The 22,745-nt window shown below is 69.9% G+C and carries 20 protein-coding genes; 9 read left to right on the top strand and 11 right to left on the bottom strand.

The window, feature by feature from the left end:
* From ACJ8AN_RS35160 to serC, 3 genes are all read right to left on the bottom strand, one after another.
* Window positions 1–2,100 (bottom strand): M13 family metallopeptidase, encoded by a 2,100-nt coding sequence (locus ACJ8AN_RS35160; RefSeq protein ID WP_407759941.1) that lies wholly within the window; start codon window positions 2,098–2,100, stop codon window positions 1–3.
* A 177-nt stretch (window positions 2,101–2,277) separates the two neighbouring features.
* The gene (locus tag ACJ8AN_RS35155; protein ID WP_407759940.1) at window positions 2,278–2,844 is read right to left on the bottom strand and encodes a chalcone isomerase family protein; all 567 of its coding nucleotides are present in this window, start codon (window positions 2,842–2,844) and stop codon (window positions 2,278–2,280) included.
* Between the two features lie 30 nt (window positions 2,845–2,874).
* Window positions 2,875–3,963 (bottom strand): 3-phosphoserine/phosphohydroxythreonine transaminase, encoded by a 1,089-nt coding sequence (serC, locus tag ACJ8AN_RS35150; protein WP_407759939.1) that lies wholly within the window; start codon window positions 3,961–3,963, stop codon window positions 2,875–2,877.
* A 125-nt stretch (window positions 3,964–4,088) separates the two neighbouring features.
* Here serC and ACJ8AN_RS35145 point away from each other — a divergent pair, with 125 nt between their 5' ends.
* From ACJ8AN_RS35145 to ACJ8AN_RS35125, 5 genes are all read left to right on the top strand, one after another.
* Window positions 4,089–4,673: an RNA polymerase sigma factor gene (locus tag ACJ8AN_RS35145; RefSeq protein WP_407759938.1), complete on the top strand. Its 585-nt coding sequence runs from the start codon at window positions 4,089–4,091 to the stop codon at window positions 4,671–4,673.
* 5 nt (window positions 4,674–4,678) lie between these two features.
* Window positions 4,679–5,461 carry a hypothetical protein gene (locus ACJ8AN_RS35140; protein ID WP_407759937.1) on the top strand — a complete coding sequence of 261 codons (783 nt, stop codon included), beginning with the start codon at window positions 4,679–4,681 and terminating at the stop codon, window positions 5,459–5,461.
* Window positions 5,462–5,480: 19 nt separating this feature from the next.
* Window positions 5,481–7,130, top strand: a complete 1,650-nt coding sequence (locus ACJ8AN_RS35135; RefSeq protein WP_407759936.1) for a caspase family protein — start codon at window positions 5,481–5,483, stop codon at window positions 7,128–7,130.
* Entirely contained in the window at window positions 7,130–8,206 is a 1,077-nt protein-coding gene (locus ACJ8AN_RS35130) for a carboxypeptidase regulatory-like domain-containing protein (protein WP_407759935.1), read from the top strand. The genes ACJ8AN_RS35135 and ACJ8AN_RS35130 overlap by 1 nt, the downstream gene beginning before the upstream one ends.
* A gap of 240 nt (window positions 8,207–8,446) precedes the next feature.
* Window positions 8,447–10,837, top strand: a complete 2,391-nt coding sequence (locus ACJ8AN_RS35125; protein ID WP_407759934.1) for a TolB family protein — start codon at window positions 8,447–8,449, stop codon at window positions 10,835–10,837.
* 72 nt (window positions 10,838–10,909) lie between these two features.
* Here the strand turns inward: ACJ8AN_RS35125 and ACJ8AN_RS35120 are convergent, their stop codons facing one another.
* The 4 genes from ACJ8AN_RS35120 to ACJ8AN_RS35105 all read right to left on the bottom strand — a co-directional run bounded on the left by ACJ8AN_RS35120 (window position 10,910) and on the right by ACJ8AN_RS35105 (window position 14,359).
* Window positions 10,910–11,629: a DUF2063 domain-containing protein gene (locus ACJ8AN_RS35120; RefSeq protein WP_407759933.1), complete on the bottom strand. Its 720-nt coding sequence runs from the start codon at window positions 11,627–11,629 to the stop codon at window positions 10,910–10,912.
* Complete coding sequence (locus tag ACJ8AN_RS35115) at window positions 11,626–12,471, bottom strand: DUF692 domain-containing protein (RefSeq protein ID WP_407759932.1); 846 nt, start codon at window positions 12,469–12,471, stop codon at window positions 11,626–11,628. Before ACJ8AN_RS35115 ends, ACJ8AN_RS35120 begins: the two co-directional genes overlap by 4 nt.
* A gap of 87 nt (window positions 12,472–12,558) precedes the next feature.
* Window positions 12,559–12,819, bottom strand: coding sequence for a hypothetical protein (locus tag ACJ8AN_RS35110; RefSeq protein ID WP_407759931.1), 261 nt, complete (start codon window positions 12,817–12,819; stop codon window positions 12,559–12,561).
* A 103-nt stretch (window positions 12,820–12,922) separates the two neighbouring features.
* Window positions 12,923–14,359: a hypothetical protein gene (locus ACJ8AN_RS35105; RefSeq protein WP_407759930.1), complete on the bottom strand. Its 1,437-nt coding sequence runs from the start codon at window positions 14,357–14,359 to the stop codon at window positions 12,923–12,925.
* Window positions 14,360–14,789: 430 nt separating this feature from the next.
* Here ACJ8AN_RS35105 and ACJ8AN_RS35100 point away from each other — a divergent pair, with 430 nt between their 5' ends.
* Window positions 14,790–16,352, top strand: coding sequence for a short-chain fatty acyl-CoA regulator family protein (locus ACJ8AN_RS35100; protein ID WP_407759929.1), 1,563 nt, complete (start codon window positions 14,790–14,792; stop codon window positions 16,350–16,352).
* Between the two features lie 12 nt (window positions 16,353–16,364).
* Window positions 16,365–17,234: a tetratricopeptide repeat protein gene (locus ACJ8AN_RS35095; protein WP_407759928.1), complete on the top strand. Its 870-nt coding sequence runs from the start codon at window positions 16,365–16,367 to the stop codon at window positions 17,232–17,234.
* An 88-nt stretch (window positions 17,235–17,322) separates the two neighbouring features.
* Here ACJ8AN_RS35095 and ACJ8AN_RS35090 read toward each other — a convergent pair whose 3' ends face one another.
* The 4 genes from ACJ8AN_RS35090 to ACJ8AN_RS35075 all read right to left on the bottom strand — a co-directional run bounded on the left by ACJ8AN_RS35090 (window position 17,323) and on the right by ACJ8AN_RS35075 (window position 20,785).
* The gene (locus tag ACJ8AN_RS35090) at window positions 17,323–18,360 is read right to left on the bottom strand and encodes a peptidoglycan-binding protein (RefSeq protein ID WP_407759927.1); all 1,038 of its coding nucleotides are present in this window, start codon (window positions 18,358–18,360) and stop codon (window positions 17,323–17,325) included.
* Between the two features lie 189 nt (window positions 18,361–18,549).
* Window positions 18,550–19,017: a hypothetical protein gene (locus ACJ8AN_RS35085; RefSeq protein ID WP_407759926.1), complete on the bottom strand. Its 468-nt coding sequence runs from the start codon at window positions 19,015–19,017 to the stop codon at window positions 18,550–18,552.
* Window positions 19,014–19,790, bottom strand: a complete 777-nt coding sequence (locus ACJ8AN_RS35080) for a sulfite exporter TauE/SafE family protein (RefSeq protein ID WP_407759964.1) — start codon at window positions 19,788–19,790, stop codon at window positions 19,014–19,016. Before ACJ8AN_RS35080 ends, ACJ8AN_RS35085 begins: the two co-directional genes overlap by 4 nt.
* A 101-nt stretch (window positions 19,791–19,891) precedes the next feature.
* Entirely contained in the window at window positions 19,892–20,785 is an 894-nt protein-coding gene (locus tag ACJ8AN_RS35075) for a hypothetical protein (RefSeq protein ID WP_407759925.1), read from the bottom strand.
* A 117-nt stretch (window positions 20,786–20,902) separates the two neighbouring features.
* Here ACJ8AN_RS35075 and ACJ8AN_RS35070 point away from each other — a divergent pair, with 117 nt between their 5' ends.
* Window positions 20,903–22,495: a leucyl aminopeptidase gene (locus ACJ8AN_RS35070; RefSeq protein ID WP_407759924.1), complete on the top strand. Its 1,593-nt coding sequence runs from the start codon at window positions 20,903–20,905 to the stop codon at window positions 22,493–22,495.
* A gap of 62 nt (window positions 22,496–22,557) precedes the next feature.
* A partial coding sequence (locus ACJ8AN_RS35065) for a helix-turn-helix domain-containing protein (protein WP_407758708.1) occupies window positions 22,558–22,745 on the top strand: 188 nt, incomplete at its 3' end.

Here is a 22,745-nt window from a genome sequence, read left to right as displayed (position 1 = left end):
CTACCAGACTTCGCAGCGCTGCGCGGCCGGGCGCACCATCTTCGAGCCTTCCTTGCACTGGAAGGCCTGCTGGAAGGCCGGCAGGTTCACCACCGGGCCATTGACGCGCCAGTACGGCGGCGAGTGCGGATCCACCACCGCCATCTGCCGCGCGAACGGCTCGCGGTACTTCGAGCACCACGACTGCGCGTAGCCCAGGAAGAACTGCTGGCTGGGGGTGAAGCGGTAGCTGTTGGCCTGCTTCGCCGCCTCGGGATCCCTCGCCAGCCACGCCTCCATGGCCGCGTGCGCCAGCTTCAGGCCGCCCAGGTCCGCCACGTTCTCGCCGAGCGTCAGCGCACCGTTCACCTTCAGCTCGTCGATGGCGGTGAAGCCGTCGTACTGCGTCTTCACGCACGCCACGCGCTCGCGGAAGGCCTTGTCCGAGTCCGGCGTCCACCAGTCGCGCAGGTTGCCGATCTCGTCGTACTGGCGGCCCTCGTCGTCGAAGCCGTGGGTGATTTCATGCCCCACCACCATGCCCATGGCGCCGAAGTTCACCGCCGCCGTCGCCTCGCGGTTGAAGAACGGAGGCTGGAGGATGCCGGCCGGGAAGACGATCTCGTTGAAGGACGGGTTGTAGTAGGCGTTCACCGTGGGCGGCGTCATGCCCCACTCGATCTTGTCCACCGGCTTGCCAATCTTGGCCAGCTGCCGCGCCTGCTCGAAGGCCGCCGCGTTCAGGTACGAGGTGAGGAACGAGCCCCGCTCCACCTTGAGCGCGTCGTAGTTGCGCCACCGGTCCGGGTAGCCAATCTTGTTCATGATCTTCCGGACCTTCACCAGCGCCTGCTCGCGCGTGGGCTTGTCCATCCACGCCAGCGTGTCGAGGTTGCGCTCGAAGGACTTCTCGATCTCCTCGACCATCTGCAGGGTGGTCTTCTTGCCCTCGGCACCGAAGGTCTGGGTGATGAAGGGCTGGGCGAGGGCCTCGCCGAGCGCGCCGTTGGTGAAGCGCACGCACTTCTTCCAGCGCGCCACGTCCTCCTTGGCGCCGGTGAGGTTCTGCGAGGTGAAGCGGAAGCGCTCGTCCTGGAAGCTCTTGGGCAGCGTGGGGATGACCGAGGCCACGTAGTGCCAGGTGAGGTACGGCTTCCACGCCGCGGGCTTCGCCGTCTTCACCAGGCGGTCCATGTCGGCGAAGAAGGGCGGGTGGGTGATGTTGAGCGCCTGCACGTCCTTGGCGCCCGCGGCGGTGAAGTACACGTCCCAGGGGAAGCCGGGCGCGGTCGTCTTCAGGCCCGCGCGCTCCAGGCGGTGGTAGACGTTCTTGGGCTCGCGGCGCTCCACGCGCGTCTGCGAGGCCTTGGCCAGCGCCGTCTCCAGCTCCATCACCGAGGCCGCGTTCGCCGCCGCCTGCTCGGGCTTGTCGCCCAGCAGCACGAAGACGTTCTTCATGTGCTCCGAGTACGCCGCGCGCAGCGCCTTCGACTTGTCGTCATCCTTCAGGTAGTAGTCCCGGTCCGGCAGCCCGAGCCCGCCCTGGTCCACCTCGCCAATCATCTGGCTGGCGTCCTTGGCGTCGGTGCTGGAGCCGAAGCGGAAGAAGGGGAAGACGCTGCGCGCGTGCAGCGTCCCCACCACCTGGGCGAGCTCCTTGGGGTTCTTCACCGCCGTCAGCTTCGCCAGCTCCGTCTTGAGCACGGGCAGCGCCGCGTCCAGCTGCGCCTCGTCCATGCAGGCGCCGTAGTAGTCCCCCAGCTTCTGCGCGTAGGGCGTGCCCTCGGGGGCCTTGCCCTCGGAGGCGGCCACCAGGATGTCCCGGAGGATCTCCTCGTTGCGCGCCGCGATGGTGTCGAAGCCGCGCGACCAGCGGGGGCGATCCGCGGGGATCTCCGCGTTCTTCACCCAATTGCCGCACGCGAACTCGTAGAAGTCCTCGCAGGGGTTGGCCTGCTCATTGAGCGCCGCGCCGTCCAGCCCCGAGGGCAGCGGCTTCGGCTCGGCGGGCTGCTGCTGCGCCGGGGGCGTGGGAGGGGTCTGCGGCTGCGCGGGAGCGGGCTCCGTCGTCTTGCAGGCGGACACCACGAGACAGCAGGCGGCGAGTAATGCCTTTTTCATCCAGGGTTTCTCCGTGTCGGGAAGCAAAGCGGGCCGCACCCTATCCGGCGGCTAGCGCCCTGCAACCTCTGGATGAGAACGGCCTTCCCAGGTGACACGGAGTCAACCGGGGGCACGCGCTCCCCCACCCCGTCAGGGCGAGGGGTGGGGGCCGCACGTCCGTGTTCCCCTGGGCTTCTAGTCCTTGCCCAGCATCCCGTCCTTGAGGCTGCCGTCGACGGGCTCCTTGCCCAGCCACACCGAGAAGAGCGCGTCCGAGAAGTCCTTGCCCTCCACCGACATCTTCTGCCCCGTCTTGCTCTCGATGGTGGTGCCCTTGCCCGGCGCGTACGTCAGCACCAGCTCGTCACCCTTCTTCAGGTCGGGGATCGCCGCGGTGAACTTCTCCAGCCGCTGCTGCAGCGCCGGCAGCTTGTCGCCCGCGTTCTTCTTGAAGCCCTCCTCGATGGCCTCGACGATCTTCCCCTTCTCCAGATCGCGCAGCATGGACATGCGCACGCGCTTGACCTGATCCGACTGGATGACCTGCTGGGCATCCTGCGACGTCTTCTCCAGGTACAGGCCGGCCGCGTACACGTTGAAGACGATCTTCTTGCGCAGGCCCGCGCCGTTCAACTTCAGCTCCTTGCCCTCGACCGTCACGGTGTCGGGGAACTGCACGCCCGACACCTCCTTGCCCTTGGCGGCGGCGGGCAGCGCGAGCACGACGGCCATCACGACAGCGCACAGCGTGGCGTTCTTCATGACCCCTCCTGGAAGGTTGGCGCTGGCACCCTACCCGTTCTTCCGGACGAACTCCTCCATGAAGGACACCAGCGTGCGCACGTTGTCCACCGTCACCGCGTTGTAGGTGGACGCCCGGATGCCGCCCGCGGTGCGGTAGCCCTTGAGGCCCACCATGCCCGCCTTCTTCGCCTCGGCGACGAAGCGGTCGTCCAGCGCCTCCGAGGGCAGCTTGAAGACGACGTTCATGTACGAGCGCGAGTCCTTCTCCACCGGCGCGTGGTAGAAGCCCGCGTGCTTGTCGAGCGCCCCGTAGAGCAGCTCGCCCTTCTCGCGGTTCCACTTCTCCAGCTGCGCGAGGCCCCCCACCTGCTTCACCCAGGCCAGCACGTTGCGGCACAGGTAGATGGCCAAGGTGGGCGGCGTGTTGTAGAGCGAGTTGCTTTCCGCGTGCGTCGAGTAGCGGAAGATTTTCGGGATGTCCTTGCGGCCCCGGGCGATGAAGTCCTTGCGGGCCACCGCGATGAGCACGCCCGAGGGGCCCAGGTTCTTCTGCGCTCCGGCGTAGATGAAGGCGAAGCGGCTCACGTCCGTGGGCTTCCACAGGAAGTCCGAGCTCATGTCCGCCACCAGCGGCACGTCCCCCACCTCGGGCCAGCGGTGCCACTGGGTGCCGTAGATGGTGTTGTTGCTCGTCAGGTGGACGTAGGCGGCCTTCGGATCCAACTGGAGCTCGTCCTGGCGGGGCACGCGCACGTAGCGCTTGTCGGGCAGCACCGTGGTGCCCGCGATGCGCGCCTTGCCGAGGTACTGGGCCTCCTCGTAGGCCTTCTCGCTCCACACGCCCGTCATGAGGTAGTCGGCGCTGGCGCCCGGGGGGAGGAAGTTCATCGGCACCTGGGCGAACTGCTGCGAGGCCCCGCCGGTGAGGAAGAGCACCTGGTGGGTGTCCGGGAGGCCCAGCAGCTCGGTGAGCAGGGAGCTGGCCTCGGTGTGGACGGCGTCGTACTCCTTGCCCCGATGGCTGTGCTCCATGATGGACATGCCCGAGCCCTGGAAATCCAGGAGCTCGTCCCGCGCACGCTCGAGGGCGGGCAGGGGCAGACCGGCCGGGCCGGCGTTGAAGTTGATGACGCGCATGGTCGTGACCTCACACAAGTGAACAACCGCGCGGCCATTCTGCCCCACGCCCCCCCGGGGGGAAGCAGGAAGCGCGGCGTCCGTCCACCGGCCAGCGTGTGGCCGCTCCACCCCCTGGAGGGTCCATGAGCCGGGTGGGTTCGTCTCGGGAGCTGGCGGAGTGGGTGGTACGGGCGGCCCGTGGGGAAGCGCCCGCCTTCAGCGAGCTGTACCGGCGCACCCGGCCCCTGGTGGCCCGGTTGGCCTCCAGTTTCGCCCCGCTGGACGCGGACGAGGTGGAAGACGTGATTCAGGAGACCTACGTGCGCGCCTTCAAGGCGCTCCCCCGGCTCAAGGAGCCGGCGGCCTTCGAGGCGTGGCTCCTGTCCATCGCCCGCAACCGGGCGCGCACCCGGCTGGAGCGCAAGGGCCAGACGCGCCGGATGGACGATGAGAACCCGGACCCGCAGCCGGAGACGGTCTCCCTGGTGCCCGAGGCCCTCCAGCTCGAGCGGGACATCGCCGTGGTGCGCCAGCTGATTGAAGAGCTGTCCGAGGGCGAGGAGAAGAAGACCGTCCACCTCTTCTACGTGGAGGGAGAGCTGTCGGCGCGGGAGATCGCCGAGAAGCTCGGGGTGGGCAAGAGCGCTGTCACCATGCGCCTGGAGCGCTTCCGGGCCCGAATCAAGCAGGAGCTGCTCCGGCGCGTGCTCGCCGGGCGGTGGGAGTGAGCCGCATGAGACACCTGGATGCCGAAGCCCTGCGCGCCCTGACGGCCGGTGAGCCGGAGACGGTGACGTACTTCCGCGAGCACCTGGCGCACCCGTGCGAGCCCTGCATGGACTTCCTCGCGAGGACGCCCGGCCCGGGGCTGCTCGATGGGCAGGTGGACGCCCTCCTGCTCCACCTGGCGCCCGCCCGGCTGGAAGAGCCCCGGCTGGACGAGGTGGGTTTCGCCCGCGTCCGGCGGGGCCTCCAGAGGCCCTCGCCCTGGCGCAAGGTGGCGGCGGGCGTGGCGCTGGCGGCGGGCCTCGCGGGGCTCGTCGTCCTCACCCGCGCCCAGGTGCAACCTCCCCGAGGGGACACGGGCATCTCGGACGGGGTGAAGGGCGTGGGCCGGCTCGCCCTGGAGCTGTCGGTGGTGGCGCGCGAGCCGGGCGGAAACCTGCGCCGGATGGACCCGGGCACCACCGCCTCGGAGCGGGACGTACTGGTGCTGCGCTACCACGCCACCGAGGCCGGCGAGGCCCTCCTCTTCCAGCGGCGCGAGGGCGCGGAGCCGGAGCTGCTCGGCCGCTTCCCGCTCCAGGCCGGCACCCACGAGCTGGAAGGCCCCCAGGGCCTGGTGGGCATCAGCCTGGAGGGAGAGGCCGGGACGCTCACCTTCTGGCTGGTGGGCTTCACTTCGGACCAGGTGCCTCCCGCCGAGGAGGTGCGCGAATCCCTCACCCGCGGTGACATCGAGGAGCGCTCCACGCTGGCCGTCAACCGGTTCGATCTCCACGTCGGCGGCCAATAGGGCAGAATCCCTCCCCACGGTGAGGCGCCTCCTCTTCACGTTCCTGGCGGTGCTCGCGGCCTGCGCGAGCCCGGGCTCGCTCGAGAAGGGCGACAAGGGCGGGCTCGTGTCCGTGAAGGTGGACGAGGGCGCGCTCTCGGATGCCTACGCGCCCCGGCGCCTGGCCCTGCTGGTGGGCGTGTCGCAGTTCCAGGACTCGCAGTGGCGCGACCTGCGCTACTCCTCCAAGGACGCGGAGGACCTGGCCGCGGCGCTGAGGGATCCGGCGCGAGGCCACTTCGATCAGGTGCGCGTGCTCACCCGCCCCGAGGAGACGACGCGGGCCTCCATCCTCGGAGCGCTGCGCCAGTTGCGGCAGGAGGCCACGCGGCCGGATGACGTGGTGGTGGTGTACTTCTCGGCGCACGGCACGCTGGCGCGGGACGGCAAGGGCGAGCTCAAGCGCTACCTGGTCACCACGGACGCCGCGTACCGCGCCATTGCCCAGACGGCGCTGTCCATGGACGCGCTCAAGTCCGAGTTCGATCAGCTCCCCTCGCGCCGCCGGCTGATGGTGCTGGCCACCTGCCACAGCGGCAGCGGCAAGTCGCTGCTGCCCCGCGAGCTGGAGGCGGAGCTGGCCGGCGTCAAGGCGGGCTTCTACGCCCGGCCCCTGGAGGAGTCGAGCCGCGCCTCCATGGTGTTCGCCGCCTGCGACTGGGGCGAGACGGCCCGCGAGGACGAGGGGCTGCGCAACGACATCTACACGCACTTCCTCATCGACGGGCTGAACGGCGCGGCGGACCGCAACATCGACGGCGCCGTCACCGCCACCGAGGCCCATGACTACGCGCGCCGCCGCACCTACGCCTTCACCGAGGGGCGGCAGCGGCCCTCGGCGGAAATCCTGGAGGTGGGCGCGGATCCGGTGGTGCTCTCGGGCCGGATTGACCGGACGGGCCGCCCGGAGCTCTTCTCGTACAACCCGCGGCTGGACGGCTTCACGCTGAAGGTGGACGGCGAGTCGCGCACGGAGCTGCCCGGAGGCACCGCGGTGGCGCCGGGCCGGCGCACGGTGGAGCTCACCAAGGGCGACGACGTGCTCATCCGCCAGGTGGTGGACATCGCCGCGGGCGAGCGGCTGCCCCTGGAGCGGCTGCTGTCCGAGACCTTCCCCCGGCGCTCGCTGGCGCTCATGGGGGGCATGTTCTCCTTCGTGGACGCGCGCAGCCGGGCCGAGCTGCTGCCCGCCGCGCCGGAGCTGGCGCTGGTGCTGCGGCTGGAGGAGCGCCCGCTGCCGGACCTGAGCCTGCTGCTCGACGTGAGCGGGAGCCGGGGCCGCAAGGAGCTGCACCTGGTGCCCGGCACCGGCGTGCCCTTCACCTACACCTCGCTCTCGCTGGGGGCGGCGGTGCCCTACACGTGGAAGTGGGGGCGCCTGTCGCTGTACGCGGGCCCGCGTGTGGCCGCTCTGCTGCTTCAGCGGTCCTTCCAGACAGAGGCCTTCACCGGGGCGCAGCAGTACTTCACCGTCAGCCCGGGCGTGGTGGGAGGGGTGGTGTGGCGGCTGGGCGAGCGGCTGGAGCTGACGTCCCAGGTGCAGATGATGGTGACGTACGTGGTGGTGGACGGGCGGGGACAGGCCGTGGGTTTCACCGGCGGATGGGCCGGCATGGGGTACCGCTTCTGATGCGCCAGACGGGCTACAGCGTGCTGACGGCCCTCGTCCTCGTGACGAGCGCGTGCGGAGGGCTCGACAACACCCCCTTCCGCACGGGGAACGTGCGCGGCCGTCTCACGGAGGCCGACCCGTCGGTGGCGCTGGTGTCGCTGCTGGGCCACCCGGAGGTGCGCGCCCACGTGGCCGCGGATGGCGGCTTCCTGCTGGAGCGCGTACCGGCCGGCCCCGAGGAGCTCTTCATCGTGGCCTCCGCGAGCACGGCGGTGCGCCTGCCGGTGGTGGTGCCCCCGGGCGGCTCGGCGAGGCTGGAGGACGTGCAGCCGCGCGCGGCCGGCTTCCTGGAGCTGAAGGTGAAGGCGCCCGCGCGCCAGAAGGTGCCCGGTGGGCAGGTGTCCGTGACGGACACGCCCCTGCAGCAGCTGCCACTGCCGGAGGGCGGGCTGCTGCTCGTGGGCCCCCTGCCGGAGGGCTGCTACACCCTGGAGACCTCCGTGCCCGGCTTCCCTCCGGACACGACGGACGCGTGCGTGCGCGAGGGCGAGAGCGAGGAAGTGGAGGTCGAGCTCGCCGAGCTTGACGACGACTCGGGCGGCCACGACTGCTCCGTCACCGGGTGCGAGAGCGGCAGCCAGTGCGCTCCGGATGGCCGGTGCGTGGAGTGCCTCTCGGATGAGCAGTGCGCCACGGGCTACGCCTGCCGCAGCGAGCGCTGCGAGGGCCCCGGCAAGCTGTGCGCCGCCTGTGATGGGGACTGGAAGTGCCGCACCGGCGCGCGCTGCGAGAAGCTCTCCTCGGGGGGCTCGGCCTGTCTGGAGCCGTGTGACAGCAAGAAGGCGTGTACCCAGGGCTTCACCTGCCAGAGCGGCTGGTGCGTGCCCCTTCCGGCCCAGTTCGCCGGGTGCTCCGCCTACCAGCAGGTGGGCACGGCCTGTGAGAGCGACGCGAGCTGCCGCGAGCGGGGCCTCGCCCAGGGCCTGTGCGTCGAGGGCGCCTGCACCTACCGCTGCGCCACGGACGCCGAGTGCCCCGAGGACTTCGCCTGCACCAGCTCGACGCCAGGCATGCTCTGCCAACCCTGGCGCTAGCCCGCTCGGAGCATGAGCAGGAGGCAGCCGCGCTCGGCGCCCTCCCCCGCGAGCGGCCTGCTTCATTCATGAGAATTTGGGAAAATTCGCCCCACCCACGTCCCAGGTGCACTCGCGTTTCAAGCTTGTACCGCGAATGAAGGGCGCCTTACGGGCGAGCACGGAACCGCGCGCCATGCGTCAGAAATGGCGTTACCCTAGCGGGCCATGTGGAAGAAAACCTGGCTCCTCGGATTCCTGATGGCAGCGACCGCGCTGTCTGGTTGTACCGACTGCGGCGGCGGCGGTGGCACCGGTGGCAACGACGCGGGTAACCCCACGGCCGACGGTGGCGGCAACACCGACGGTGGCGGCAACACCGACGGTGGCGGCGGCAACACCGACGGTGGCGGAGAGCCCGACGGCGGTGGCCCCACGCTGGGCACGCTGGCCATCACGCCCACCGGTCCGATTCTGGCCGTCACGGGCAGCACGGGCGTCACCCAGCAGTTCAAGGTCACCGGCACCTTCTCCGACGGTCACACCGAGGACGTGACGGGCCAGGCCACCTTCAGCATCGACGACACGCGGCTGGGCCTGTTCGGCGGCGGCTCGATGTTCACCTCGAGCACCACCGTGGGTGGCAACAGCACCGTGCGCGCCCGGATTGGCACCATCTCCGTCTCCACCCCCATCACGGTGCGGCTCGAGCAGAAGGTCTCCGACTCCTCGTCCGGCTCCGCGGGCCTGCCCTCGGATCCGGGCTCCAAGTTCGGCGGCGCGGCGGATCCGGATGCCTCGCACAAGCCGAAGATCGTCTACCCCAACAACGGCGTGATGGTGCCGCCCAACCTGGGGCAGTTGGAGATCCACTTCCTGCCGAACAACGCGTCCACCACGCTGTTCGAGCTCGCCTTCACCAACGCCATCACCGACGTGCGCGTGTACCTGCGCTGCTACATGCCCTCGGGCGTCGCGCTGCCCACGGGGGTGACTCGCGGCTGCATCTACACGCCCGAGGACAAGGTGTGGAAGTTCCTGGCCGAGAGCAACCGCGGTCGCCTGGATCAGGTGAAGCTCACCGTGCGCGCCACGGATGACTCGGGCAGCGGGCTGGTGGCCGTGTCGGCGCCCATCGCCCTGCAGTTCGCCCGCGCGGAGATCAAGGGCGCGCTCTACTACTGGACCACGTCGGGAGGCACCGGCGTGATGCGCTACGACTTCGCCGGCACCGGCACCCAGACGGCCAACGCCGTGTTGAAGGCCAGCAACATCAGCACCAGCGTGGGCTGCGTGGGCTGCCACGCGCTGAGCCGCAACGGCAAGAAGCTGGTGGCCGAGGTCAACGGCCAGAACGACGGCCGGCTGGGCCTGGTGGACCTGTCCACGCACGATCCGTCCAAGGCCGCCAATGTCCCGCTGGCGCAGAGCGGCAGCAAGCTGAGCAACTTCGAGTCGTGGAATCCGGACGCCACCCGGTTCGTCGGCGCCTACGCCGACTCGGGCGCCACGCGCTACAACCTGATGCTCTTCAACGGTGACACCTCGGCCTACGAGTCGGAGATTGCCAACACCGGCACCAAGACCAACCCGGCCAACCACCCCGACTGGAGCCTGGATGGCAACACGATCGCCTACATGTCCATGGGCATCGCCGGGACGAACCAGCGCAGCTACAAGGGCTCCATCAAGATGGTGACGGCGGATACGGGCGGCGCCTGGAGCGCTCCGGTGACGGTGGTGCCGGCGCAGAGCGGCAGGAACCGCTACTACCCGGCCATCGCGCCCGACAGCTCCTTCCTCGTCTACAACGAGTCGGATTGCCTCATCTCCTCGCCGCCCGACGCGCCCCTCACCACCTCCACCGACTCGCACACCAACTGCAACTCGGACACGGATCCGTCCGCCCGGCTGTGGGCCGCGAAGCTGGAAGCCAATGCGACGCGGGTGGAGCTGGCCAAGGCCAACCAGAGCGGCCCGCTGGACTCGACGCCGCACCTCACCAACAGCTACCCGAAGTGGAGCCCCTTCGTGACGCGCGGCAACAATGGGGACACCAGCCGGCTGATGTGGGTGACGTTCTCCTCGTCCCGCAACTACGGCCTGCGCATGCCCGCGGCGTCCAGCTCCAGCGAGAACCACATGACCACCCTGCTGTGGATGGCGGCGGTGGATCCGGACAAGCTGGCCCAGGGGTTGGATCCCTCCTACCCGGCCTTCGCGCTGCCCTTCCAGGACCTCAACACCTCCAACCACATCGCCCAGTGGGCCCAGTACCTGGTGAGCAACGGGTGCTCCACGGATACCGAGGCGTGCGGCGCGGGCGTCGGCACGTGCTGCAACGGCCTGCAGTGCGTGCAGAAGAACCAGGATCCGCCCATCCCCTGCGATGTGTCCGGCGCCTGCCTGTGCCAGCCGATTCCCACGTGCGCGCCGTCGTTCGAGAAGTGCTCGGCCGCCCAGCCCTGCTGCGATGGCACGAGCTGCGTGGACGACAGCACCGGGGGCGCGTGCTCGGGCAGCAGCTGCACCTGCAAGCCGCCGTGCTCCGGCGTCAATCAGACCTGCGGTGGCACCTCGGCCTGCTGCGACGGCCTGTCGTGCGTCCCCGGCTCGGGCACCAGCAACACCTGTCAGATCATCCTCAAGTAGGTCCGCCACACCGGCGGCTCCGGTTCGCGCCGGAGCCGCCCCCCGCCGGGTGGGCTTCCGCCCGGTGAAGCCTCAAGGCGACAGGACGAGGCCGTCCGCCACGCACGACTCCACCGTGGCGCGGATGTCGGCCTCGGCCACGCCGGTCGCCTCCGCCACCTGGGACGGCGTGAGTCCCTCCACCGCCATCTTCAACGCCAGCAGGGAGCGGTCGCTCGCGGCCAGGAACATCGTCACCAGCCGCTCCGGGTGCCGCCACAGCAGCGCCAGCTCCTGCCCCGGCTCCGGCCGTCCCCTCCCCTGCCCCCGCACGTACGCGCAGAGCTGGAAGGGGTGCTCCAACACCGCCAGCGTCGGGTTCGGCGTGAGCCGCTCCACCCGCTCCGGCACCGGCTCCTGGGACGTGTACACCGCGAAGTCCATCCACTCGAAGCGCGCCAGCGCGGGCAGGAAGTCCGGCAGGCCCCGCCGCTGCGCCTCGTCCGCGAGGAAGCCCGGGAAGGCCTCGCCCAGGTGGTTCATCTCGAAGGGACGCGGGGGCTTGGAGTCCGCGTAGGCCCGCGCCAGCTCCTCCCACCGCGCCTCGTCCGCCAGGGCCGCGCGCGTGAGCGGGTAGAGCTTCTCCAGCGTGGCCCGGCCGTGGTGGCCCACCATCCGGCCATAGAGCTCCACGCGCGAGCGCGGCGCGTCCCAGCCCGGGTGCGCCGCGTACAGCCGCTCGAGCGCGTCCGGGCCCGGGGCGGTGAAGAATTCCGTCATCGAATCGAAGAAACCGCGCAGCGAGGGTTTCATCGCGCCACCTCCGCCATCACCGCGCGCGCCCGGTCCGCCTCGTCCAGCACCGCGTCCAGGGAGGGAATGTCCTGGTCCCACTCGATGAGCGTGGACACCAGCCCGGTGCGCTCCAGCACGTAGCGGTACAGCGACCAGACGTCATCGCAGACCGGCGCCCCATGCGTGTCGATGAGGACGTCCGGCTGGCGCTCGTGCCCCGCCAGGTGCAGTTGCACCACCCGCTCCAGCGGCAGCGCGTCCACGAAGGCCCTCGGGTCATACCCGTGGTTGCACGCGTTCACGTAGACGTTGTTCACGTCCAGCAGCAGGCCGCAGTCCGACTGCTCGGCCACGTGGCGCAGGAAGGCCGCCTCGTCCAGGGTGCCGCCCGGCATGCGCGCGTAGTAGCTCGGGTTCTCCAGCAGGAAGGGCCGGCCCACCCGCGCCTTCACCTCGCGCACGCGCGACACCACGTGCTCCACCGCCTCCTCCGAGAAGGGCAGCGGCAGCAAGTCGTAGAGGTACGCCCCGCCCAGCCGCGAGTAGCAGAGGTGATCCGAGAAGAAGGGCGCGTCCACCCGCTCCACCAGCGCCGCGAGCCCCGAGAGGTAGTCCTCGTCCAGCGGCTCCGGCCCGCCGATGTTCAGCGCCACCCCATGGGGCAGCACCGGCCAGCGCTCCACGCACGCGTCCAACGTGCGCTGGGGACGGCCCCCGAGCGTGAGGAAGTTCTCGGGGACGAGCTCCACCCAGTCCAGCGCACGGGAGGTGGCGGGGAGCTGCGCGTAGAACTCGCGCCGCAGCCCGATGCCCACCCCGAGCGGCTTCACCCCATGTCTGCGCGCGTAGCTCTCCGGCACGACGGCTCCTCGGAAAAAGACACGGGCGGCGGGAAGAGGCCCCCACCGCCCGGAAGACAACCCCCGAGACTTCAGGGGTGATTCACACTACTTGGGGTTGCTGGTGCCGCCGCAGCCGTTGGCGCCGCAGCCGTGCTCGGCACCCTTCTCGGTGGTGGTGGAGGTGGCCTTGGCGCCGCACGAGCCCTCGGCGCCCTTCTCCGTGCTGGTGCCGGCCTTGGAGCCGCACGAGCCCTCGGCGCCCTTCTCGGAGGAGGTGGTGGTGGCGGACTTCGTGCTCGCACAGCCGGTGGCGAGCGTGCCGAGGGACAGGGTACCGACGATGGCGGCCATGGTCTTGATGTTCATGGTGGTTCCTTTCACTGCGTGAGGGGGGACAACACGTGGCGAGGACTCTCGTCACAAGGCACGAGGGGTTCGCGGACAGACATACGCCCCACGAAATTCCCGGTTACAGCTCCTCGGCGCGAACCTCCAGGGCGTGGCGCACCTGGCTGTCACGCGCGGCTCCGAGCCGGACGACACCCTCCGGCCCGGACTCCACGCCGAGAGCTTCTAACAGAGGCTCCAACGCGGCAAAAGCGGGCCGGGACAGGTGCCACGCGAGCAGCTCCTGGAAGAGGGGCCGGCCCGCGACGGCGTCCACCGCCGCGCCGAATTCCTCGAAAGTTGCAGTGGTGCCAGACTCGGCGAGCCGCGCGAGCACCGCGTCGAGGCCGCGCGTGTTGCCGGTGACGCGGCGCAGCGCCACGTCGAGGTCGAGGGCGAAGAGCGCGCCCGTCCAGTAGATGCCCTGGTAGGAGGCGCCGTGGGTGGTGACGTCCTCCATGGTGCGGGAGCCCACGTCGGCGCGGCCCCGGGCGAAGCCCGCCAGCAGCTCCTCCCAGGCGCGCTGGGGCGTCTGCCGGCCCGAGCGGGCCCGTGCCAGCTCCGTGTAGTAGGTGGCCAGTCCCTCGGTGAGCCAGGCGACGCGCGGCAGGATGGCGGGGTGCGCGAGGTGGAGCAGCTCGTGCACGGCCACCCAATCGCGCACGAAGGACTCGGGCGCCGCGTCCTGGCCCACCAGCAGCGAGACGCTCGGGGGCGAGCTCCACAGCACCATGCCGAAGATGCCGGGGGCCTCGCGTCCGGGCACGGGCACGATGCGCACGGTGATGCGCGGGTACGGGAAGGAGCGCCGCACGGTGAGCACCTCCCCGGCGGCCTGACGCACCCATGCGCAGAGGGCCGCGTCATCCATGCGCGACATGCGGCCGAGCACCGCCACCTCCAGCACCGCGCCCGGCAACCGCACCGTGCAGCGCCGTCCGCCAAAGCCGTGGAAGCCCGAGTCCACCAGGTCTCCGCCCAGCAGGTGGTAGACGCCGCTCGCGTCCGGCTCCCACGGCGGCAGCGCGTCCACGCCCTCCACCGTCAGCTCCGCGCGCAGCGACGGCGTCACCGTGCGCGGGCGCAACAACCAGACGCGGCCCGCGACATGCCACGTCTCCCCCTCGCCCATGCCGGTGATGAAGTCCGAGTGCCGCCTGCCACCGCGTGACTCCAACCGGTAGCGGTAGCGCAGCACGCGCGTGTCCCGCGGCACGACGACGCCGCCCTCCGGGGACACGGGCAACTCCCGCTCCACACCTTCCGGGCCCGAGACGCGCACCTGCTCCACGCCGCCGGGTTGGGTGAAGAGGAAGTCCCGGGGGGCATCCTCGCGGACCCGGACGAGCTCCACGTCCAGCGCGGGCTCGGGCTCGCGGACGAAGGTGACGCGGTAGCGCAGCGCCGGGGCCTCACCCTCCGGACGGAGCGGGAGCGTCCGCGTAGGTTGGCAGGCCCCCAGCCCCCCGAGCAGCACAGCCCACGCGACGAGGAGGGAAACCGGCCTGGAGCAGGGCATCACGCACCTCGCGCGGAAGGGAAGGAGAAGAGCCGGGCACTCTACAGCCTCACTCCCGGTGGGGTGGGACACGGCCGCTCGAAACCCCGAGACCCACCACGGGTCGGGTGGCCCTCCAAGCACCCAGCGGGTCGCCGCCCCACCCTTCCGCGCTTACCTTCTCTGTCAGTAAACCGCTGAGGTAAAACTTTGACAGTTACGTTGTTGTACCGTGGTACAGGTCGCAGAGCGGCCTACCAAGCTCTGTAAAATCCACTACTTAGCCACTTCAGAACAGGCTGGAATGGACCGGGGGCCACCCCTCCGTTCCGTTGAGGACACGGGTGGTTGCACCCGAAAACGTTGATTGCAAATCGGTAAAAGGCTCCACACAGTGGCGTGTCGGAGGGGCCGGTTACTGGGAATCCAACCCCCCTCCAGGAAGCGCGAGATGAACGAGAACGCACTCAATGCGAACGTGGGCCTGAAGCTGCGCAGCCTGAGGCTCGCGCGGAACATCAAGCAGACGGACGCGGCCAAGGACCTGGGGGTCTCCCCGGCGTACTTGAACCTCATCGAGAAGGGCAAGCGCGTCATGCCCTTCCCGCTGTTGTGGAAGGCCCTGCGCTACTTCGATCAGGACCCCGAGCAGTTCATGTCCACGCTGGGCGAGGGCCGGGTGGACGAGGCGCTGGCGAAGCTGCTGGACGAGCCACTGCTCAAGAGCCTCGACATCGATTCCGAGTCGCTGCAGAGCCTGTCGGCGGAGCCGAAGCTGGCGGGCACGGTGGCGGCGCTCTTCAACCTCTACAAGAACACGCGCACGCAGCTGGAGAACGTGCTGGCGCAGCTCAACGCCGAGGAGCGGGCGCGCACGCAGGCGACGCCGGGCAGCACCGCGGGCTCGGGGCCGGGGCTGCGCTTCGACTACTCGCCCTTCGACGAGGTGAGTGACTTCCTCGAGTCGCACCGCAACTACTTCCCCGAGCTGGAGGAGCAGGCCGAGGCGCTGCGGCGCGACTTCAAGCTGGGGCGCCTGCTCACCAGCGCGCAGCTGGTGCCGCTGTTGGAGGAGCGCTTCGGCTACCGCGTGCGCTTCGAGTCCGCGGCCAGTGGCTCCTCGGTGGTGCGCCGGTTCGATCCGCAGACGCAGGAGCTCATCCTCTCGCCGGACCTCACCGAGCAGCCGCTCAAGTTCCAGCTCGCGGCGTCCATCGGCCTGATGATGTTGGACCGGGAGAAGCTGGTGGAGCGGATTGTCGGCGCGTCGCGCACGCGGCACGCGGAGACACACCGCCTCATCAAGGTGAACCTGGCCAACTACTTCGCCGGCGCGCTGATGCTGCCCTACGGGGACTTCTTCAAGGAGGTGGAGCGCACGCGCTACGACGTGGAGCTGCTCTCCAACCTCTTCGGCACCACGTACGAGACGGTGGCGCACCGGCTGTGCAACCTGTCGGATCCCAAGCGCAAGGGACTGCCCTTCCACTTCCTGCGCTCGGACATCGCCGGCAACATCTCCAAGCGCTACAGCGGCACCGGCATCAAGTTCGCCAGCGGCGGCGGCTCGTGCGGCAAGTGGGCCGTGCACCTGGCCTTCCTCAACCCGTCCCAGATTACGCGGCAGTATTCGATGATGCCGGACGGCACCTCGTACTTCTGCTTCGCCAAGGTGCAGCTGCAGCCGATTGAAGGCTCCATCGTGCGCGGCACGGCCTACTCGATTGGCCTGGGCACGCACGCGGAGAACGCGAAGTACCTGGCGTACGGCCTGCCCACCACGGACCTGCGCAAGGACGCGGTGCCCAGCGGCATCTCCTGCCGCTTCTGCGAGCGCACCGACTGCAACCAGCGCGCGGCCGCCAGCTACCGCTTCGCCTTCTCCTTCGACGAATACACCAAGAAGGACTGCTTCTTCTCCCCCCTCCTCGTGCACGAGGCCGGCCGGGGCGGCGAGCGTACGGAATCGCTGGACAAGCAGCCTCGGCGACGCAACAAGGGCGAGGAGCACTGAGCCCGGAACACCATGAGCCTCTCCGACACCGAACGCGCCCACATCCTCGAAGCCCTGCAGCACCAGCGCACCTCGCTCGCCACCACCCGCATCACCGGCGAGCCGGGGGAGATTGGCCGGGGGCTGGTGCACCTGGCCGAGCTGCACGGCATGCTCGAGGAGCACGCCGAGAGCCGCCGCCACTACGAGGAGGCGCTGGGCTTCTTCCAGACGGCCAAGGACAAGCACGGCCAGTCGCAGGTGTACTTCGGCCTGGGGGTGTCGCGCGCCCACTTCGAGGACCACCGGGGCGCCATCGAGCACATCGCCAGGGCGGCGATGCTCTTCAACGAGCTGAAGGACCAGGAGAACGAGGCGCTGTGCCGGGCGGCCATCGGCGAGTCGCTGCGTTCGCTGGGCCAGGCCAAGGCCGCCGAGGAGAAGTACCAGGAGGCGCTGCTGCTCTACCGGCAGTCGAAGAACGGGCCGCGGATTGCGCAGCTGCTGCTGGACATCGGCGACATCCGCATGGAGGCGGGCGAGTACGAGGCGGCGCGCAAGCGTTTCGCCGAGGCACTGCCCCTCCTGGAGAAGGAAGGCGAGCCGGAGCCGCTGGCGTTGTGCCGGCTGCTGCTGGGCGAGGCCGAGGGCCTGCTGGGCAACCACAACGCCGCGCGCCCGTTCCTCCAGGCGGCGGCGGACATGTACGCCGACCTGCACGATCACGTGTACGAGTCGCGGGCGCGGTGGGACCTGAGCATCGCGTATACCTTCGCCCAGGAGTGGAAGCTGGCGCGCGCCGAGCTCGAGGCGGTGATTCCGCTCTTCGAGGAGCAGGGCCGCTCGGACGACGTGGCCAAGGCCCGCAAGGTCCTGGCGCACTTCGACGCGCGCGGAGTCTGAGTCCCACATTGGAACGACTGCGCCCCTCCTCCCGTCCGGGAACGAGGGGCGCGATCGTTTCGAGCGCTCGAATCAGCCAGGCCGCGCTTCAGCGCTTGCCCTTCGGGCGGCTCACGGTGAAGGTGACGATGTTGTGATCCGAGCCGAGGGTCGGGCCGGCCTTGACGTTCGAGACCTGGCACCCGGCGGACATCTCGTAGTCGATGCTGGCGTTGCCGTGGGTCTTCACGCCGCCGTGGGTGGTCATGCCCGCCTGCTGGGCGATCCAGTTGGGCGACCACTTCCCCTTTGTCGACGCGCCCTCGTTCCAGTCGCCGCCGATGAGCAGGGCCTGGTCGGGGTGGTTCTTGAGCTGCCGCTGCGCGAAGGCGAGCAGCTTCTCGGAGAGCGACTTGTAGGTACTCACCCGGTGCTCCGGCCCGACGGGGTTCCCGTTCTTCCAGTCGACCGAGGGCGGCTGGTGGGCCGAGACCACCTCCAGCCAGCCCGCGAGCTGGACCGCGGTGGCCGCCCGCGGCGGGGCGTGGCCGCCGCGCACGGTGGTCCAGCCGCCGCCCTCGCCCTGGATGGACGTGGCGTGCTTGGCGAGCAGGTCGTCCTTGACGAGGATGCCCGACTCGCCGTGGTCCTTGGAGTTGGGGAAGGTCACCAGGTGGTAGCCGGGGATCTTCTCCAGGGCCTTGTGGTAGCCGTTGATCTCCTGGACCTGAACGAAGTCGAGCTTGTGCTTCTTGACGAAGTCGCCCAGAAACTTCTGCACCTGCTTGGGGTTGCGGTCGCGCTCGACGTTATAGGTCGCGCCCTTGAGCGTCGACGGGGTCTTGTTCTTGCCGCCGCTGCCGCCGGTCGGGCTGGCCTGGGCGGTGGTGGGGGCGCTGGTGCTGGCGGTGGTGTGCCTCAGCGAGCGGGCCATCCGCTCGCCGACGACCCCCTGCGGCTCCCCCTTCCAGCCGTGGTCGCGCTTGTAGTCGACCACCGCCTTGGCGGTGCCGGCGTCGAAGCGGTCGTCGGCGGCACCCTTCTTGAGGTAGCCGAGCGACTCCAGGCGCTCTTCGACCTTCTGAACGCGGCTGCCGGTGGAGCCGACGTGGAGGAGGGGGCGCTGGCGGTGGGGAGCGGTTCGCATGTTGTCCATTCTCGCCCGCCGCACGCGGGAGTTGCTTCGGTTCGCGTCGGCGCGGCCGGACTTGAAGCGCCGCGTCATGGTTGGTGGCGGTGGCGGCGGCGGTGCTGTCTGGTGAGGCCAATCTGGTCATCCGTGCTCAGGCTCCATGGCGAGAGCATCCAGCCCGCACTCCATCTTTGCTCACCACTCTCAGGCGTGGATGCCCGCGCCCACCGCGAGCGCGAGCAGTCCCAGCACCCCGGCCGCGTAGAGGGCGTACTTCCACTCGCCGCGGATGCCCAGGGTGGTGCCGGCCACCACCAGCCGCACCACGGGCGTCACCAGCAGGGCCGACGCCGCGCCCTTGCGCAGCACGTCGATGGCCACGTGCACCCCTTCCGATGCGGGCAGCGCCTCCAGCGCCAGCGAGGCGAGGAAGAGCCCTCCGCTGCACACGGCGCCCCCGCGCAGCAGCTTGGAGATCCACCGCTCGCCCGCCTCGGCGCGCTCGACGGGGGTGGCGGAGGCTCCGGTCGTGGGCGCATCGGTGACGATGGGTGGTGGAGGCGCCGTCTCCGGCAGGGCGGCCCCGGCCGCGCGCGACAGGTCCCTGTGGGCCGGGTGATTCATGTTCATGGGCATGGCGCCCGTGAGCACCGCGGGCCCCTCTCTCGTCATTTCAGCAGACTCGGCCACAACCCCTCCCCTCCCTTCCACAGCATCTGGGCCGCCACCAGCAGCAGCACCAGAGCGAACAACCGTCGCAGCACCGCCGTGGGCAGGCGCGGCATCAGCCGGCACCCCACGGAGGCACCCGCCAACACCCCCACCACCAGCGGAGCCACCAGCGCGAGCTTCACGTGCCCGCGCCACGCGTAGGCGGCCACGCTCGCCGCCCCCGTCACGCCGATCATCAGATTGCTGGTGGCACTGGCCACCTTGAAGGGCACGCGCATGCCGTAGCTCATCAACGGCACCTTGAGCGGCCCTCCCCCCACCCCCAGCAGCGCCGACAGCCCTCCGGCCACGAAGGAGCCGGAGATGCCCAGCGGGTAGTTGGTGGGGACGTAGTTATTGATGGCCTGCTCCGGCGGCGGCCGCACCAGCAGCATCTGCGCGGACACATAGAGCGTGAAGAGGCCGAAGATGAACGCCACCCACGCCGGGGCCAGCAGGCCCGCCACCAGGCCGCCGACGATGGCGCCCATCACCGTGGCCAGCTCCAGCGTCAACCCCAGCCGGATGTCACTGAGCCGACGCTCCACGTAGCTGGCGGCCGCGCCGCACGAGCTGGCCACCACACACATGAGGCTCGCGGGGACCGCGTCTTCCAGGGGTACCTTGAACCCCAGGACCAGCAGGGGTACCAGGATGACCCCTCCTCCTATACCGAGCAGGGAACCGGTCGCACCCGCGAGGACACCGGCAGAGATGAGGAAGAGAAGCGTCATACCCACGCAGAGGATAGGGGCCGCCTTGCTGATCGGATAGCCGCATTCCCCTTGACGCGGGCTGCTCGATCGGTTGGCCGCCCCACACCCGAGTCGAGGGCCTATGCGGCGCAGGCACCAATGGTTCCCTCGGGGAACTCCTCGAGGAAACGCGAGCGGGCACGCGGGGTGAAGATGCCGCGCGCCATGTACGCCAGCAGACGCCGCAGTACGGCGCGGGTCTGATCCACCGCGTGCTCCACCTCGACGGCGAAGTCGAACTCGTCGTTGCGGTAGAGCTCCTGGAAGCTCAGCTGCGACCAGGCGGGCAGCGCGCGCATCCGCCCCAGGGGGCTGGAGAGATAGAGCCCCGCCAGGTAGAGGCCGCGCACCCACCCGTCCACCTGCTGTTTGGTGGGCGCCTGCTGCAGCGTCTCCTGCGAGGCCAGCCGCACCAGCTCGTAGATTCCGCGGCCAATCCCCTTCACCGGGAAGCCGGCGCTCTTGGTCACCTCGAACTTCGTGCGCAGGCGCGGGCTGCCCACCAGGTCCACCCCGTGCAGTTCGCGCAGGTAGAAGAGCGTCTGCGTCCATTCAATCTGCCGGTGCGCGGCGAGCGCGTGCTCTCCCCGGCGCCGGTGGCGGATGACGAGTCTGTCCACTTGCGGATGGAGCGCGCGATCCAGGGACAGGTGGATGAAGTAGCCGGCCAGCAGCGCGAGTCCCGCCTCGGTGCCCACCAGGGCGCCGGCGGCGACGAGCTCGGCCATCTTCAGGCCCATGCCCACCGGAGCACGCTCGTGGTACAGGCGCGCGAAGTGGGGCCAGTCCCGCCCCGAGTAACAGGCGTTGAGCCCGCCGCGCAGTCCCTCGCACAGGGGGAGATCCGGCAGCGCGGCGCCGAAGCGCGCATAGGCGAGATCCTCGGACAGCGCGCGCACGAAGTCCTCGGGGAGCTCTCCGGGGTTGGCGGCCAGTCGCTCGAGGGCCGTGAGATGCAGCAGCAACGAGGGCATGCGCCGGACGTAGTCACCGCCGGGCGCCCTTGCAACGCCGAATCCTTCGACCGTTCTTGCTTGGAACATTCGCGGCGCTACAGTCGCGACCTCTTTTTCCAGGAGCCCGTTTCCCGCATGAACTTCAGCTTCATCTCCGGCGAGGCCGCCCGCGCGAGCGGTGAGCTGCTCGTGATTCCCCTCTTCGAAGGCGAGACCGGGGACAAGCCACCCGCGCCGCTCGCTGGTGCCAATTCGTCGCTGGAGGGCCGGCTCGTCACCGCCGCCACCCAGGAGGGCTTCAAGGCCAAGGCCGATCAGATCTTCGTGATGCACACCGTGGGCAAGCTCGAGGCCGAGCGCGTGGCGCTGCTGGGCCTGGGCTCGCGCAACAAGTACAGCCCCGAGGTGCTGCGTCTGGCGGCGGGCCGTGCCGCGAAGACGGCCCAGCGCATCAAGGTGCGCACGCTCGTGTTCTCCGTGCCGGAGACGCAGGACGCCCCCGCCGCCCTGCGCGCCCTGGTGGAGGGCCTGGAGCTGGGCGTCTACCGCTTCGAGCGCTACAAGTCCTCGGCGAAGGAGGACAAGAACGCCCCCAAGCTGACCACGGTGCGGCTGGCGCTGCCTCCGGGCGTGGACAAGACGAAGGAGCACGAGCAGGCCGTGGCGCTCGGCCAGCGCGTGGCCGGGGCCACCAACTGGGCGAGGGACCTGGTCAACGAGCCCCCCAACGTCGTCAACCCCGAGCGGCTCGCGCAGGCCGCGCAGGAGATGGGGCGCGAGGGCGGCCTCAAGGTGACGGTGGGCGGCCGCAAGGAGATTGAGCGGCTGAAGATGGGGATGTTCCTCGGGGTGGCGCAGGGCAGCATCAACGAGCCCCGGCTCATCCACGTGGAGTACACCCCGAAGAACGCGCGCCACGCGAAGAATCCCCCGCTGGCGCTGGTGGGCAAGGCCATCACCTTCGACTCGGGCGGCCTGTCGCTCAAGCCCACCGACTCCATGGTGGAGATGAAGACGGACATGGCGGGCTCGGCCGCGGTGCTCGGCGCCATGAGCGTCATCGCCACCCTCAAGCCGCCCTTCCCCGTGCACGCCTTCATCGGCGCGTGCGAGAACATGCCCTCGGGCACGGCCTACCGTCCCAGCGACGTGCTCACCTCGCGCTCGGGCAAGACGGTGGAGATCACCAACACGGACGCCGAGGGGCGCCTGGTGCTCGGCGACATCATCACCTGGGCCAACGAGCACAAGCCGGCGGCCATCATCGACCTGGCGACGCTCACCGGCGCGTGCGTCATCGCCCTGGGCAACTACATCGTCGGTGCCTTCGGCGACCATGATCCCACGGTGTACGACGTGCTCGAGGCGGCGCGCACGGCGGGCGAGGAGATGTGGCGCCTGCCCGTGAGCGAGCTGCAGAAGGACGCGCTGCGCTCGGAAGTGGCGGACATGAAGAACGCGGGCGAGCGCTGGGGCGGCGCCATCAACGCGGCCCTCTTCCTCAAGGAGTTCGTGGGCGACACGCCGTGGGTGCACCTGGACATCGCCGGCCCGTCGGTGAGCCCCAAGGAGCGAGGCTACCTGGGCAAGGGCGGCACGGGCGTGGGCGTGCGCACGCTGGTGGAGTACGTGCGGCGCCGCACCACCCAGCTCGAGGGCAGCGAGGCCTCGGCGGCTCCCGCTGCGCCCGCCTCGAAGCCGGCGCGCGGCGGCCGCGGCAAGAGCTAAGCCATAGGAACTAAGTTCTTTCAGGGGGTAGCATCGCCGCTCGGTAGGAGTGAGGAGGGGCGATGACCCCTGAGCAGAGTAGCATCCGGCTGACCCCCAAGCAGCGGCTGGTACTACAGAGGGCCATGCGGCAGAGAGGCCAGGGGGGAGTGGCACTGCGGGCCAGCGTCGTCCTGCTGAGTGCGCAGGGGCAGAGTGCAGCCAGCATTGCAGCAACCCTGGGGCTGAGCGCGCGCACGGTGTACGAGTG

The organism is Archangium sp., from assembly GCF_045802675.1.
GTDB lineage: Bacteria > Myxococcota > Myxococcia > Myxococcales > Myxococcaceae > Archangium.
Note: the sequence above shows the minus strand (reverse complement) of the source record. Positions and strands in the feature narration are given on the sequence as shown.